The organism is Enterobacter sichuanensis (assembly GCF_002939185.1).
In the GTDB taxonomy this organism is placed as follows: domain Bacteria; phylum Pseudomonadota; class Gammaproteobacteria; order Enterobacterales; family Enterobacteriaceae; genus Enterobacter; species Enterobacter sichuanensis.
The window spans coordinates 117452-132549 of sequence record NZ_POVL01000003.1 but is presented as its reverse complement, the minus strand read 5'-3'; the positions used below and the strand labels follow the sequence as shown (position 1 = coordinate 132549).

11 protein-coding genes are annotated in these 15098 nt (G+C 59.0%); 7 read left to right on the top strand and 4 right to left on the bottom strand.

Annotated elements, in window-relative coordinates; translation table 11 throughout:
* The first annotated feature begins 55 nt into the window (after window positions 1-55).
* The 6 genes from hscB to sseB all read left to right on the top strand — a co-directional run bounded on the left by hscB (window position 56) and on the right by sseB (window position 5210).
* Window positions 56-571, top strand: a complete 516-nt coding sequence (gene hscB, locus C5687_RS02725) for a co-chaperone HscB (protein ID WP_047959240.1) — start codon at window positions 56-58, stop codon at window positions 569-571.
* A 14-nt stretch (window positions 572-585) separates the two neighbouring features.
* The gene (gene hscA, locus C5687_RS02720; protein WP_104556369.1) at window positions 586-2436 is read left to right on the top strand and encodes a Fe-S protein assembly chaperone HscA; all 1851 of its coding nucleotides are present in this window, start codon (window positions 586-588) and stop codon (window positions 2434-2436) included.
* Between the two features lies 1 nt (window position 2437).
* Window positions 2438-2773 (top strand): ISC system 2Fe-2S type ferredoxin, encoded by a 336-nt coding sequence (fdx, locus tag C5687_RS02715; RefSeq protein ID WP_003860652.1) that lies wholly within the window; start codon window positions 2438-2440, stop codon window positions 2771-2773.
* 1 nt (window position 2774) lies between these two features.
* Window positions 2775-2975 carry a Fe-S cluster assembly protein IscX gene (iscX, locus tag C5687_RS02710; RefSeq protein WP_003860650.1) on the top strand — a complete coding sequence of 67 codons (201 nt, stop codon included), beginning with the start codon at window positions 2775-2777 and terminating at the stop codon, window positions 2973-2975.
* A 60-nt stretch (window positions 2976-3035) separates the two neighbouring features.
* Window positions 3036-4322, top strand: coding sequence for an aminopeptidase PepB (gene pepB / locus C5687_RS02705; RefSeq protein WP_047959238.1), 1287 nt, complete (start codon window positions 3036-3038; stop codon window positions 4320-4322).
* Window positions 4323-4433: 111 nt separating this feature from the next.
* Window positions 4434-5210: an enhanced serine sensitivity protein SseB gene (sseB, locus tag C5687_RS02700; RefSeq protein WP_025757678.1), complete on the top strand. Its 777-nt coding sequence runs from the start codon at window positions 4434-4436 to the stop codon at window positions 5208-5210.
* Between the two features lie 18 nt (window positions 5211-5228).
* On the opposite strand, the gene C5687_RS02695 is transcribed toward sseB, so the two are convergent.
* The 4 genes from C5687_RS02695 to C5687_RS02680 form a co-directional block, all read right to left on the bottom strand.
* Window positions 5229-5999 carry a MurR/RpiR family transcriptional regulator gene (locus C5687_RS02695; protein ID WP_025757680.1) on the bottom strand — a complete coding sequence of 257 codons (771 nt, stop codon included), beginning with the start codon at window positions 5997-5999 and terminating at the stop codon, window positions 5229-5231.
* The gene (gene sseA, locus C5687_RS02690) at window positions 5999-6844 is read right to left on the bottom strand and encodes a 3-mercaptopyruvate sulfurtransferase (RefSeq protein ID WP_104556368.1); all 846 of its coding nucleotides are present in this window, start codon (window positions 6842-6844) and stop codon (window positions 5999-6001) included. Before sseA ends, C5687_RS02695 begins: the two co-directional genes overlap by 1 nt.
* A 90-nt stretch (window positions 6845-6934) precedes the next feature.
* Window positions 6935-8302: a 6-phospho-alpha-glucosidase gene (locus tag C5687_RS02685; protein WP_104556367.1), complete on the bottom strand. Its 1368-nt coding sequence runs from the start codon at window positions 8300-8302 to the stop codon at window positions 6935-6937.
* Window positions 8303-8314: 12 nt separating this feature from the next.
* A complete protein-coding gene (locus C5687_RS02680; protein ID WP_104556366.1) occupies window positions 8315-9859 on the bottom strand; it encodes a PTS transporter subunit EIIC in 1545 nt (514 codons plus the stop codon).
* A 286-nt stretch (window positions 9860-10145) separates the two neighbouring features.
* Here C5687_RS02680 and C5687_RS02675 point away from each other — a divergent pair, with 286 nt between their 5' ends.
* Window positions 10146-15098: an alpha-2-macroglobulin family protein gene (locus C5687_RS02675; protein WP_104556365.1), complete on the top strand. Its 4953-nt coding sequence runs from the start codon at window positions 10146-10148 to the stop codon at window positions 15096-15098.

Sequence of the window (15098 nt, the reverse complement as noted above, 5' to 3'; positions counted from 1 at the left end):
TGGCGTTACCCGCCACGCGTGGGGTTTGTTCTAACAGGCTACCCCTGAGATTGTTATGGATTACTTCACTCTCTTCGGACTACCCGCTCAATACCCGATTGATCTCCAGGCGCTGACTACCCGTTTTCAGGACCTGCAGCGTCAGTATCATCCGGACAAATTCGCCAGTGGTACGCAGGCGGAGCAGCTGGCTGCGGTATCGCAATCTGCGACCATCAACCAGGCCTGGCAGACGCTGCGCCATCCGCTGGCGCGTGCAGAATATCTGCTTTCGCTCCACGGGTTTGATCTCGCGAGCGAGCAGCACACCGTGCGCGACACGGCGTTTCTGATGGAGCAGCTGGAGCTTCGCGAAGAGCTTGATGAGATTGAACAGGCCAAAGACGAAGCGCGTCTGGAACGTTTCATCACGCGCGTGAAGGGCATGTTCGATATCCGCCATCAGCAGATGGTGGAGCAACTGAACAACGAGACCTGGGACGTGGCGGCAGATACTGTGCGCAAACTCCGTTTTCTCGATAAACTGCGAAGCAGTGCTGAACAACTCGAAGAAAAGCTGCTCGATTTTTAATTTCGGAAGCAATTATGGCCTTATTACAAATTAGTGAGCCTGGCTTAAGTGCCGCACCGCACCAGCGTCGTCTGGCGGTCGGTATTGACCTGGGCACCACCAATTCCCTTGTGGCGACCGTGCGTAGCGGCCAGGCGGAAACCCTGGCTGACGAGCAGGGCCGCCATCTGCTGCCTTCCGTGGTCCACTACCAGCCGCAGGGTCACGCGGTCGGCTATGACGCTCGCGCCAACGCGGCACGCGATCCGGCCAACACCATCAGCTCGGTAAAGCGCATGATGGGCCGCTCGCTGGCCGATATTCAGACCCGTTACCCGCATCTGCCGTATCAGCTGCAGGCAAGTGAAAACGGCCTGCCGATGATTGCCACCGCGGCCGGTCTGCTGAACCCGATCCGTGTTTCTGCAGATATCCTCAAAGCGCTGGCGGCGCGCGCGACGGCGACCCTTGGCGGCGATCTGGACGGCGTGGTCATTACCGTTCCGGCCTACTTTGACGACGCACAGCGTCAGGGCACCAAAGACGCCGCGCGTCTGGCGGGCCTGCACGTGCTGCGCCTGCTGAACGAGCCGACGGCGGCGGCGATTGCCTACGGCCTCGACTCCGGTCAGGAAGGGGTGATTGCGGTCTACGATCTCGGCGGCGGCACCTTTGACATCTCCATCCTGCGCTTAAGCCGCGGGGTGTTTGAAGTGCTGGCCACGGGCGGGGATTCCGCGCTGGGCGGCGATGACTTCGACCATCTGCTGGCGGATTACATCCGCGAGCAGGCGGGTATTGCCGATCGCAGTGATGCCCGCGTACAGCGTGAACTGCTGGATGCGGCCATTGATGCCAAAATCGCCCTGAGCGATGCGCAGTCAGCCAGCGTGAACGTGGCGGGCTGGCAGGGCGAAATCACCCGCGAACAGTTCAACGATCTGATCGCTCCGCTGGTTAAGCGTACCCTGCTGGCCTGTCGTCGCGCGCTGAAAGATGCCGGCGTTGAGGCTGACGAGGTGCTGGAAGTGGTCATGGTGGGCGGCTCCACCCGCGTGCCGCTGGTGCGTGAACGTGTAGGTGAATTCTTTGGCCGCACGCCGCTGACCGCCATCGACCCGGACAAAGTGGTCGCCGTGGGCGCCGCGATTCAGGCCGATATACTGGTCGGCAACAAGCCGGACAGCGAAATGCTGCTGCTGGACGTCATCCCGCTGTCGCTGGGGTTAGAAACCATGGGCGGCCTAGTGGAAAAAGTCATTCCGCGTAACACCACCATTCCGGTGGCGCGCGCGCAGGAGTTCACCACCTTTAAGGACGGCCAGACCGCGATGTCCATCCACGTGATGCAGGGCGAGCGTGAGCTGGTACAGGATTGCCGCTCTCTGGCGCGCTTTGCGCTGCGGGGCATTCCGGCGCTGCCGGCGGGCGGGGCGCATATTCGCGTCACCTTCCAGGTGGATGCGGACGGCCTGCTGAGCGTCACGGCGATGGAGAAATCCACCGGCGTGGAATCGTCCATCCAGGTGAAGCCGTCCTACGGCCTGACCGATGGCGAAATCGCCTCCATGATTCAGGACTCAATGAGTTACGCCGAGCAGGATGTGAAGGCGCGTATGCTGGCGGAACAGAAAGTGGAAGCCGCACGCGTGCTGGAAAGCCTCAACGGCGCGCTCGCTGCCGATGCCGCGCTGTTAAGCGCCGCTGAGCGTCAGGTGATTGACGAGGCTGCCGCGCACTTAAGCGTGGTCGCCCAGGGCCATGACGCTGACGCAATAGAAGAAGCCATTAAAAACGTTGATAAACAAACCCAGGACTTTGCTGCTCGCCGCATGGACAAATCTGTCCGCGTCGCGCTGAAAGGCCAGTCCGTGGACGAGGTTTAATATGCCAAAGATTGTTATTTTGCCTCATGCGGACCTCTGTCCGGATGGCGCTGTTCTGGAAGCGAAGACCGGCGAAACCATTCTCGATGTTGCCCTGCGTGCAGGTATCGAAGTGGAACACGCCTGCGAGAAATCCTGTGCCTGCACGACGTGCCACTGCATCGTGCGTGAAGGTTTTGACTCGCTGGCCGAGAGCACCGAAGACGAAGACGACATGCTGGATAAAGCATGGGGTCTGGAGCCAGACAGCCGCTTAAGCTGCCAGGCGGCGGTGACCGATGAAGATCTGGTCGTGGAATTCCCACGCTACACCATCAACCACGCACGCGAGCACTAATATGGGACTGAAGTGGACAGACAGCCGCGAAATCGGCGAAGCGCTCTACGACGCGAACCCGGATCTCGATCCGAAGACCGTACGATTCACCGACATGCATCAGTGGATCTGCGATTTAGAGGATTTCGACGACGATCCCAACGCATCCAATGAAAAAATTCTGGAGGCGATTCTGTTAGTCTGGTTAGATGAAGCAGAATAAAAAACATAACGGGCTGCCTTCAGGCGGCCCGTTTGCTAGTTGCTAATAAGGAAAAATAAAATGACCGAAGCGATGAAGATTACGCTCTCGAATCAGCCTGCCGACGCGCGCTGGGGCGAGAAAGCCACCTACAGTATCAACAACGACGGTATTACCCTGCACCTGACGGGCAACGATGATTTGGGCCTGATCCAGCGCGCCGCGCGTAAAATTGACGGCCTGGGCATTAAGCATGTCTCTCTGGCAGGCGAGGGTTGGGACACCGACCGCAGCTGGGCGTTCTGGGCTGGCTATAAAGGACCGAAAGGCACCCGTAAAATTGAGTGGGCCAATCTTGACGAAGCTGGTCAAAAAGAGCTGGAAAGCCGCCTGAACATCATCGACTGGGTGCGCGACACCATTAACGCACCGGCGGAAGAGCTGGGACCGGAACAGCTGGCGCAGCGCGCCGTTGACCTGCTGTGCGGCGTGGCCGGCGATAAAATGTCTTACCGCATCACCAAAGGTGAAGATCTGCGCGAGCAGAACTATATGGGGATCCACACCGTGGGCCGTGGTTCTGAGCGTCCTCCGGTGCTGCTGGCGCTGGACTACAACCCAACCGGCGATAAAGACGCGCCGGTCTTTGCCTGTCTGGTCGGGAAAGGCATCACCTTCGATACCGGCGGCTACAGCCTGAAGCAGAGCGCGTTCATGGACTCCATGAAGTCCGACATGGGCGGCGCGGCGACCATTACCGGCGCGCTGGCGTTTGCGATTACCCGTGGCCTGAAAAAACGCGTGAAGCTGTACCTGTGCTGCGCCGACAACATGGTGAGCGGTAACGCCTTCAAGCTGGGCGACATCATTCATTACCGCAATGGCAAAAATGTTGAGGTGATGAATACCGATGCGGAAGGCCGTCTGGTGCTGGCCGATGGTCTGATCGATGCCTCTGCCCAGAAGCCAGAGCTGATTATCGACATGGCGACCCTGACCGGTGCGGCGAAAACCGCCCTGGGTAACGACTACCATGCGCTGTTCAGCTTCGACGACAAGCTGGCTGCCCGCCTGCTGGCAAGTGCGGCGGCAGAGAACGAGCCGTTCTGGCGCCTGCCGCTGGCCGAGTTCCACCGTAGTCAACTGCCGTCTAACTTTGCCGAACTGAACAACACCGCAAGCGCGGCGTACCCGGCAGGGGCAAGCACCGCAGCCGGTTTCCTGTCTCACTTCGTTGAGAACTACCGCGAAGGCTGGCTGCACATCGACTGCTCCGCGACGTACCGTAAAGCGGCGGTTGAGCAGTGGTCCGCAGGCGCGACCGGTCTCGGCGTGCGTACCGTGGCGAATCTGCTGACGGCTGAGTAATTGTTGCCCCTCACCCAAGCCCTCTCCCCAAAGGGGAGAGGGTGTTCAAATTCCCTCTCCCCTTTGGGGAGAGGGTTAGGGTGAGGGGGAAATTCGACATCTGGAATTGTTATGTCCGAAACCAAAAACGAATTAGAAACCCTGCTGGAGCAGGCGGCGACCGAACCCGCCCACCGTCCGGCATTCTTCCGCACGCTGCTGGAATCCACCGTCTGGGTGCCGGGCACGGCCGCGGAAGGGGAGCAGGTTGTGGAAGACAGCGCGCTGGATCTCCTGCACTGGGAGAAAGACGACGGCTCTTCGGTGATCCCGTTCTTTACCTCGCTGGAAGCGCTGCAGAAAGCGGTAGAGGACGAACAGGCATTCGTGGTGATGCCGGTGCGCACCCTGTTTGAAATGACCCTGGGCCAGACGCTGTTCCTCAACGCGAAGCTGCCGACCGGAAAAGAGTTCACCCCGCGTGAAATTAGTCACCTGATCGGTGAAGAGGGTAACCCGCTCAGCACCCAGGAAGTGCTGGAAGGGGGCGAAACGCTGCTGCTGTCTGAAGTGGCCGAGCCGCCCGCGCAGATGATCGATTCCCTGACCACGCTGTTCAAAACCCTGAAGCCGGTACGACGCGCTTTCCTTTGCTCGATCAAAGAGCGTGCAGACGAAAAGCCGGTGCTGCTGATCGGTATTGAAGCCGATGGCGATTTCGACGAGATCGTTCAGGCGGCGGGAAGCGTGGCCACCGACACGCTGCCGGGGGATGAACCGATTGATATCTGCCAGGTGAAGAACGGTGAGAAGGGCATTAGCCACTTTATTACCGAGCACATCACGCCGTTCTACGAACGTCGCTGGGGCGGCTTCCTGCGCGATCTCAAAACCAACCGCATTATCTGATGACAGCGGGGTGAACCATCACCCCGTTGCTTCCAGCAGCAGTAAATCCATCAGCAGTACCAGATTCGACTCAAACGACGTCACGCCTGCGGCTTCGGCGGCGAAATGTACCGCCTCGTCATAGAGGGCAAAGTGCACATCCGCCATCCCCGCCAGCGTATTGGCCGAGGCGCGGGTAAACGCGACGATCGTCATACCGACGTTTTTGGCGATCCGCGCTTTATCCAGCACCTGTTCCGTTTCGCCGCTGCGCGAGACGGCAATAAACACCTCATAGCGGGCGGCATTGCTGAGAAAGATGTTCCGGCTGTCGCCCGGGCCGGAGATAAACGCTGTTTTGCCCAGCACCTGCAATTTCTTGGTCAGGTACTCCGCAAACAGATAGGAAAACCCGGCGCCGTAGAGAAAGAAGCTCTCTTTCTGGCGCAGCAGGTCGGCAAACTGCTGGCGCTTATCGTGCGTCACCCACTGAAAGGTGTGCTGATAGTTGGCGATAAACTGATTAAAAAGCGCTGGCAGTTCAGGGCGCGACTGCCCCTGAGCGGCAATATGCGGGGTGTCGGAGAGTAGCTGTTTGCAGTGCCAGATAAACTCGCTAAATCCGCTGAACCCCAGCTTCTGACACAGCCGCATAATGGTGGCGGTAGAGACGAACGTCGCCTGCGCCAGCTCGCGAACCGTAATCTTGCCCACCAGCAGCGGGTGTTCTGTCAGGTGGGCGAGGACGCGATACTCCGCGCGGGTGAGCGATTCCCCGCGCGTTAACAGCGTGGCCAGGCGGTTATCCATTATTTCGCCGGTTCAACCGGCAGGTCGTCACGCGCACCCCATTCGCTCCAGGCGCCGTCGTAGAGCGTGACGTCGTTAACGCCGAGTGTGGCGAGCGCCAGAATGACCACGCAGGCCGTGACGCCGGAGCCACAGCTGGCGATAATCGGACGGTGTAAATCCACGCCCTGACGCGCAAAGATGGCGCGCAGCTCGTCGGTGGTTTTCAGCTCGCCCTCGAACACCAGATCGCCCCATGGCACGTTCAGCGCACCGGGAATATGTCCGCGCCTAAGTCCCGGACGCGGTTCATCCGCCTCGGCATTGAAGCGTGGCGCAGGTCGGGCATCAACGATTTGGGCCGTTTTTTCGTGGCTTACAACCAGCACGTCGGTCAGGCGTTTCACTACGTGTGCGTCGAACGTGGCATCGAACTCGCCTTCCGGCAGCGTCACGTCGCCCTGCTGAAGCGGCAGTTCGTCACGCTTCCAGCCCGCGAGGCCGCCTGCCAGAATCGAGACTTTTTCCACGCCGAAGTTTTTCAGCATCCACCACGCGCGCGGGGCTGAGAAGAGGTTACCTTCATCATAAACAACGAGGTGTTTGTCTTTGCTGACGCCCAGCTCGCGCATCGCCACGGAAAACGCTTCCGGACGCGGCAGCATGTGCGGCAGGGGAGAGGTGTGATCGGAGAGGGCTTCAATATCAAAAAATACCGCACCCGGCAGATGCCCGGCGCGGTATTCACCGGGCACGTCACGATGCTCTTGTCCCGGAGGGGCCATACGCGCGTCAATAATCTGCACTTCCGGATTGTCGCCGTGCTCAATCAGCCAGTCGGCAGCGACAAAATATGAGGTGGACATGGGTTGCCTCCATTCTTTTCCGTAAAAAAGGATTGTCGGTGTTTTTTCTGACACCGACAAGCAAACCACGTTCAACTCGCGAGCAAGCCCCTATTTTTTCACCGGTTCGCCGTCCTGCCAGGCTTTTTGCAGCGCTGGCCAGTAGTCGCGGTTAGCCTCGATCATCTCATCCAGTATCGCCTTCGCGTGTTCCATGGTCGGCACGGTGCGGTTGAGAGTGAAGGCCTGAAGGGCTTTCTCATAACTCCCTTCAATCGTCGCTTCCACCAGCAGCTGTTCAGAGGCGAGCTGCTGCTGCAAAAGGGTCTGATGGAACAGCGGCACCTGACCGATGCGGACAGGCTCTGGCCCTTCGGAGGTGATATAAGCAGGCACTTCCACCACGGCATCGTAAGGCAGGTTGGTAATCGCGCCGCGGTTTTCCACCATCACCAGATGGCGGCTCCGCAGGTTAAAGGCCAGCGAGCAGGCGACGTCGACGATAAATTCACCGTGCACGCCCACGTGGAAGGCATCCGGCAGGATCCCGGTGCGCTTGTACTCTTCGGCGGCAGCGAACAGCTTTTTCTCGCGCCCGTCCATCACTTCATTGGCGCGGGTATAGTCCGGGTTCTGATGCGCCACAATCTGGTTCGGCATCAGGTAATACTGCAGATACGGGTTCGGCAGGTACTCCGGGAAGTTATCCATGATCGGCTTAATGTTGCGCCAGGTTTTCACCCATGACGGATCCGAATGCTGCGGGTCGGTTTTGGCTGCATCTTCCGTCAGCAGGCCAAACTTTGCGATATGCTTACGCAGCTCCGGCAGCTTATCCTCACCGTCCACCCGCACGCGGGTAAACCAACCGAAGTGGTTCAGACCAAAGTAGTCGACCTCCAGCTTGCGGCGATCGACACCCAGAATCGCCCCCATATTACGCATCGCCGCCACCGGCATATCACAAATGTTCAGCACGCGTGCGTTCGGGCGCAGGCGTCGCACCCCTTCCGCGACGATCGCCGCCGGGTTGGAGTAGTTCACGATCCACGCCTTCTCATGCGCGTAGCGTTCCACCCGATCGATAAGCTCTACTATCGGCAGAATGGTGCGCAGACCATACGCCAGCCCGCCGGGCCCGCAGGTTTCCTGGCCAACCACGCCGTGGCGCAGCGGGATCTTCTCGTCCTGCTCGCGCATCTTGTACTGTCCGACGCGCATCTGGGCGAAGATAAAATGCGCGCCGCTGAAGGCCACTTCCGGGTCACCGGTGACGGTGAATTTAATGCTCTGGCTGTGGTCGCGAATGACCTTCTCGACGACCGGCGCAATGGTGTTCTGACGCGTCTCGTCGATGTCGTAGAGGCGGATTTCAGCCAGCGGGAAATCCTGCAGGCGCACCATCAGGCTTTTCACAATACCCGGCGTGTAGGTGCTGCCGCCGCCGGCAATCGACAGAATGAATGGGGATGTAAACATCTTTAGCTCCTTTCAGAGAAACGTCTCAACGGCTTCTCGCATTTTTTTGACATGCAGCCCGTAGACCACCTGAACGTTGTTACCTTGTTTGATAATCCCTTTCGCGCCGGTCGCCTTCAGGCGCGGCTCGTCGATGAGGTTGACGTCCTTCACCGTGACGCGTAAGCGGGTGTAGCAGTTATCCACCACGTCAATATTTTCCCGACCGCCGAGACCCACCACGATGGATTCGCCCAGCCCGTCGTTGTTACCCTTCGCCTGGTACTCCTGCTTGCTGTAGAGGCGCGTCTCCTTATCGTCATCCTCACGGCCCGGCGTCTTCATGTCGAAGCGCAGGATCAGGAAGCGGAACACCGCGAAGTAGAGGATGAACATGATCAGCCCGACCAGGAGGTACATCGGCCAGTTGGATTTCTCCGTGCCCAGCGGCAGGTTGTAGAGGATGAAATCAATGATCCCGTTAGCGCCGATAGCGTGAACGCCCAGCAGCGAGAACAGCATCATGCCGATGCCGGTCAGGACGGCGTGCACCACGAACAGCAGCGGGGCGACAAACAGGAAGGAGAACTCAATGGGTTCGGTAACGCCGACCAGCAGAGAGGTGAGCGCTGCCGGGATCAGAATGGCTTTCGCAATGGCTTTACGCTCCGGCTTTGCGGTCATGTACATCGCAAGCGCGGCGGCAGGCAGGCCAAACATCTTGCTGATGGCGCGGGCGTCCCACACCACGGTGCTGCTGAGCTGCTTCACGTCCGGGCAGGCCATCTCGGCAAAATAGATATTGCGCGCGCCCTGGTAAACCGTGCCGCACACCTCCTGCGTGCCGCCCAGCTCCGTATACAGGAACGGGGTATAGACCAGATGATGCAGGCCGGTAGGCACCAGAATACGTTCCAGGAACCCGTAGATGGCGACGCCCAAAGGCCCGGAGCCCTTGATGGCCAGCGCCATCGCGCTAATCCCGTGCTGGGCAAACGGCCACACTTCACTCATTACCACGCCGAGCAGCATGGCGACCGGGAGCATCACAATGGCAACAAAGCAGTGGCCGGAGTAAATTGCCATCGCGCCGTTAAACTGTACGCCGGAGTATTTGTTGTACAGATAGCCGGAAAGCGCACCGGTCAGGATCCCGGCAAAAACCCCCATCTCCAGCACCTGCACGCCCAGCACCATCGTCTGCCCGGCGGCTTTCATCTGATCCGCCGCGGCCAGCGCCCCCTGGAGCTGCAGCGTGACGTTCATGGCGTTGATAAACACCACAAAGGTCACCAGGCCAATCAGCGCGGCATAGCCTTTATCGCGCGTCGCGAGGCCAATCGGGATACCGACGGCAAACACCAGCGCCAGGTTGACCAGCACCGACACGGCCGATTTCGCGATAAGCTGACCAAGATGCTGAATAAAAGGATGACCAAGAAACGGCAGATACTCCGCGAGATTACCGTTACCCAGCACGTTACCAAAGGCGATAAACAGACCGACGATCGGTAAGATAAGTACCGGTCCGTACAATGATTTTCCAAAATTTTGTAGGGCGTTCACGGCTCGTTTCATGGCTTTCTCTCTTATTGAACCGCGCACTCGGGGTGCGTCTTGAGCTTAAAACTAGCAGGCTCCCGGCGAGCTTATCCAGCTATCTTCTTGTTTTAAAAACAAATGACGTGAAAGGTTACATGTAACGTTTCACGCTGTGATCGGCGTAGCACCAGCGGGTCGCCGGTTTGACTCACTCTGCGAGGCGCTTTCCAGATTCTAAAATTGGACTTTTTGAATTAATGAAACTTGCGGATAATACTTATCCGGACGACGACCAACGGGCCCCGTGGGCCAGGGACAAAGGATGAAACCGTTTCGCTTAGCCGCGATCTCTCTCGCGCTGCTTACCACATTTACGCTTGTCGGCTGTGATAACAGCGACGATAACACTCAATCTGCGGCTCCCGCCGCTTCCACCCCATCAACACCGAAAGCCGCGGAAAAGCCCGACGCTGACAAGCTGGCAAAACTGGCGGCGCAGAGTCAGGGCAAAGCCTTAACCCTGCTGGATGCCTCAGAAGTGCAGCTGGACGGCGCGGCCACGCTGGTGCTGACATTCTCGGTTCCGCTGAATCCCGATCAGGATTTCGCGAAAACGGTGCATGTCGTGGACAAGAAAAGCGGTAAAGTTGACGGGGCGTGGGAACTTGCGCCTAACCTGAAAGAGCTTCGTCTGCGCCATCTGGAGCCCAACCGCAACCTGGTCGTCACCGTTGAACGTGGCCTGCAGGGGCTGAATAAGGCGACGTTCGGCACTGATTATGAAAAAGCCCTGACCACGCGGGACGTCGAGCCTACCGTCGGCTTTGCCAGCCGCGGCTCGCTGCTGCCGGGCAAAGTGGTCGAAGGTCTGCCGGTGATGGCGCTCAACGTTAACAACGTGGACGTCAATTTCTATCGCGTGAAGCCTGAATCGCTGGCCTCCTTTGTCAGCCAGTGGGAATACCGCAACGCGCTGACCAACTGGGAATCCGACAACCTGCTGAAGATGGCGGAGCTGGTGTACACAGGTCGCTTCGATCTTAATCCGGCGCGCAATACGCGTGAAAAATTGCTGCTGCCGCTAAAGGATATTAAACCGCTCCAGCAGTCTGGCGTGTATATCGCGGTCATGAACCAGGCCGGGCATTACAACTACAGCAACGCCGCAACGCTCTTTACCTTAAGTGATATTGGGCTGTCCGCTCACCGTTATCATAACCGCCTGGATATCTTTACCCAGAGCCTGGAGAACGGCGCGGCGCAATCCGGCGTGACCGTGACCCTGTTAAACGACAAAGGGCAGACGCTCGCCGAAGCGAACAGCGACGGCGATGGCCACGCAAAGCTTGAAACCGATAAAGAAGCTGCGCTGATCCTGGCCAGCAAAGACGGCCAGACCACGCTGCTTGACCTCAAGCTACCGGCCCTTGACCTGGCGGAGTTCGACATTGCAGGGAGCCCTGGCTACAGCAAGCAATTCTTTATGTTTGGCCCACGCGATCTCTACCGTCCGGGCGAAACGGTGATCCTGAACGGTCTGCTGCGCGACAGCGATGGTAAGCCACTGCCCGATCAGCCGGTGAAGCTTGACGTGCTGCGTCCGGACGGACAGGTCGCGCGCACGATTGTCGTCAAGCCAGAGAACGGTCTCTATCGGTTTAACTATCCACTGGACAGCGGGGCGCAGACCGGCATGTGGCATATCCGCGCCAATACGGGCGATAACCTGCAGCGTCTGTGGGACTTCCATGTCGAAGATTTTATGCCTGAGCGGATGGCACTTAACCTGACGGGGCAAAAAGCGCCGGTTTCACCGCAGGATAACGTCGACTTTACTGTGGTGGGCTATTACCTCTATGGTGCCCCGGCCAACGGTAACACTCTGCAGGGACAACTTTTCCTGCGTCCACTGCGCGACGCGGTTCCGGCACTGCCGGGCTTCCAGTTTGGTGATATCGCCGAGGAAAACCTGAGCCGCAGTCTGGATGAAGTTCAGCTTACGCTGGATGAACAGGGGCGTGGCGAGGTCTCTACGGAGAGCCAGTGGAAAGAGGTGCACTCTCCTTTACAGCTGATCCTGCAGGCCAGCCTGCTGGAGTCAGGTGGTCGTCCGGTGACGCGTCGTGCTGAGCAGGCTATCTGGCCTGCAGCGGAATTGCCGGGCATCCGTCCTCAGTTCGCCAGCAAGGCGGTTTATGACTACCGCACCGATACCACCGTCAACCAGCCGATTGTCGACGAGAACGGCAACGCCAGTTTCGATATTGTCTATGCCGATGCCAGTGGGGCAAAAAAGGCGGTTTCCGGGTTACAGGTGCGTCTGATCCGCGAACGTCGGGATTATTACTGGAACTGGTCCGAAAGCGAGGGCTGGCAGTCGCAGTTTGATCAAAAAGATCTGATCGAAGGCGAGCAGGAGTTGACCCTTAAGGCTGATGAAACCGGCAAAGTCACTTTCCCGGTTGAGTGGGGCTCCTATCGTCTGGAGGTTAAAGCACCGGACGACATGGTCAGCAGCGTGCGCTTCTGGGCGGGCTACAGCTGGCAGGATAATAGCGACGGCACCGGGGCTGCGCGCCCTGACCGCGTTACCCTGAAACTGGATAAACCGGGTTATCAGCCTGGCGATACTATCAACCTGCACATTGCTGCACCAGCCGCCGGCAAGGGCTATGCGATGATCGAATCCAACGAAGGGCCGCTGTGGTGGAAAGAGATCGACGTCCCGGCAAACGGGCTGGATCTCGCTATCCCGGTCGACAAAGCCTGGAAACGTCACGATCTTTATCTCAGCACGCTGGTGGTACGCCCTGGTGATAAATCCAAATCCGCCACGCCGAAACGCGCGGTCGGCCTGCTGCATCTGCCGATGGGCGACGAAAATCGTCGCCTGAATATTGCACTGGATAACCCGCAGAAAATGCGTCCAAACCAGACGCTCTCTGTGAAGGTGAAAGCCAGCGTGAAAGAGGGCGCGGTGCCGCAGAAAGTGAACGTGCTGGTCTCGGCGGTGGACAGCGGCGTGCTGAACATTACCGACTACGTCACGCCGGATCCGTGGCAGGCTTTCTTTGGTCAGAAGCGCTACGGCGCGGATATCTACGATATCTATGGTCAGGTCATTGAAGGCCAGGGCCGCCTCGCCGCGCTGCGTTTTGGTGGCGACGGGGATGAGCTGAAGCGCGGCGGCAAACCGCCGGTGAACCACGTCACCATTATTGCCCAGCAGGCACAGCCGGTAACGCTGGATGCCAACGGGGAAGGCACCGTTACGCTGCCAATTGGCGACTTCAACGGCGAGCTGCGTCTCATGGCACAGGCATGGACAGAAGACGATTTCGGCAGCAGCGAAAGCAAAGTGATTGTTGCCGCGCCAGTGATTACTGAACTGAATACGCCGCGCTTCCTGGCAAGCGGCGATACTTCACGCTTAACGCTGGACCTCACCAACCTGACCGATCAGCCGCAAACGCTGAACGTGGCGTTAACCGCGACCGGCAAACTGACGCTGGAAGGGGCGCAGCCGCAGCCGGTGCGACTGCCACCAGGTGCGCGGACGACTCTGTTTATTCCGGTGCGCGCGCTGGACGGCTACGGAGACGGTGAAGTGACTGCGCAGGTGACCGGCCTGCAGCTTCCGGGCGAGACCTTTGCCCCGCAGCAGAAGAGCTGGAAAATCGGTGTCCGTCCGGCGTTCCCGGCGCAGACGGTGAATACCGGGGCCATGCTGAACCCGGGTGAATCCTGGACAGCGCCGGGGCAGCATATCAACGGCTTCTCTCCTGCAACGCTGCAGGGGCAACTGCTGCTGAGCGGTAAACCACCGCTCAATCTGGCGCGCTATATCCGCGAGTTGCAGGCTTATCCTTATGGCTGCCTTGAGCAAACCACCAGCGGCCTGTTCCCGTCGCTCTATACCAACGCGGCACAGCTGAAGGCGCTTGGCATCAAAGGTGATACGGACGACAAACGCCGTACCGCCATTGATATCGGCATCTCCCGTCTGCTGCAGATGCAGCGTGATGATGGTGGTTTCGCGCTGTGGGATAAAAACGGTCCGGAAGAGTACTGGCTGACCGCCTATGTCACTGACTTCCTGGTGCGCGCAGGCGAGCAGGGTTACAGCGTGCCGGCCGACGCGGTCAATAACGCGAATAGCCGTTTGCTGCGCTATCTGCAGGACCCGGGCATGATGTCCATTCGCTACAGTGACGATACGCAGGCCAGCAAGTTCGCTGTGCAGGCCTATGCCGCGTTGGTGCTGGCGCGTCAGCAAAAAGCACCGCTGGGTGCGCTGCGTGAAATCTGGGATCGTCACGATCAGGCGGCTTCCGGTCTGCCGCTGATGCAGCTCGGTATGGCGCTTAAGCTGATGGGCGATGCCCCACGCAGCCAGCAGGCGCTGGATCTGGCGCTCAAAACGCTGCGTAACGACAGTAAAACCTGGATGGCCGATTACGGCAGCACGCTTCGTGATAACGCGCTGATGCTCTCCCTTCTCGAGGAGTACAAGCTGTTGCCGGATGCGCAAAATACGCTGTTGAATGCGTTGTCTGAAGAGGCCTTCAGCCAGCGCTGGTTATCCACTCAGGAGAGCAACGCGCTGTTCCTGGCCGGACGTTCGCTGCAAACCTTGTCCGGTGCGTGGCAGGCTCAAACCTCGCTGTCTGATACCGCATCAGGTGGAGATCAGGCGCAGGTGCAAAACCTCAACGGTGACCAGCTTGGCGCATTGCAGGTCACCAATACCGGCACAACCCCGCTATGGGTACGCCTGGACAGCACAGGTTATCCTGAAGATGCGCCACAGCCGAACTCGAACGTATTGCAGGTTGAACGTCATATTCTGGCAACCGACGGCAGTACGAAATCGCTCTCCTCACTGAAGAGTGGTGAACTGGTACTGGTCTGGCTGGAGGTGAAAGCCAGCCAGAACGTGCCGGACGCGCTGGTGGTGGATCTTCTTCCTGCCGGTCTGGAGCTGGAAAACCAGAACCTGGCAAGCAGCAGCGCCAGCCTGCAGGACAGCGGCAGCGAGGTGCAGAACCTGCTGAGCCAGATGCAACAGGCGGACATTCAGCATATGGAATTCCGCGACGACCGCTTTGTCGCAGCAGTGCCGGTGAACGAAGGTCAGCCGGTCACGCTGGTTTATCTGGCGCGTGCGGTGACGCCGGGCACCTATCAGGTGCCGGTTCCGATGGTGGAGTCTATGTACGTGCCGCAGTGGCGAGCCACGGGGGCGGCCAGTGGCCCGCTGATTGTTGTTCCGTAA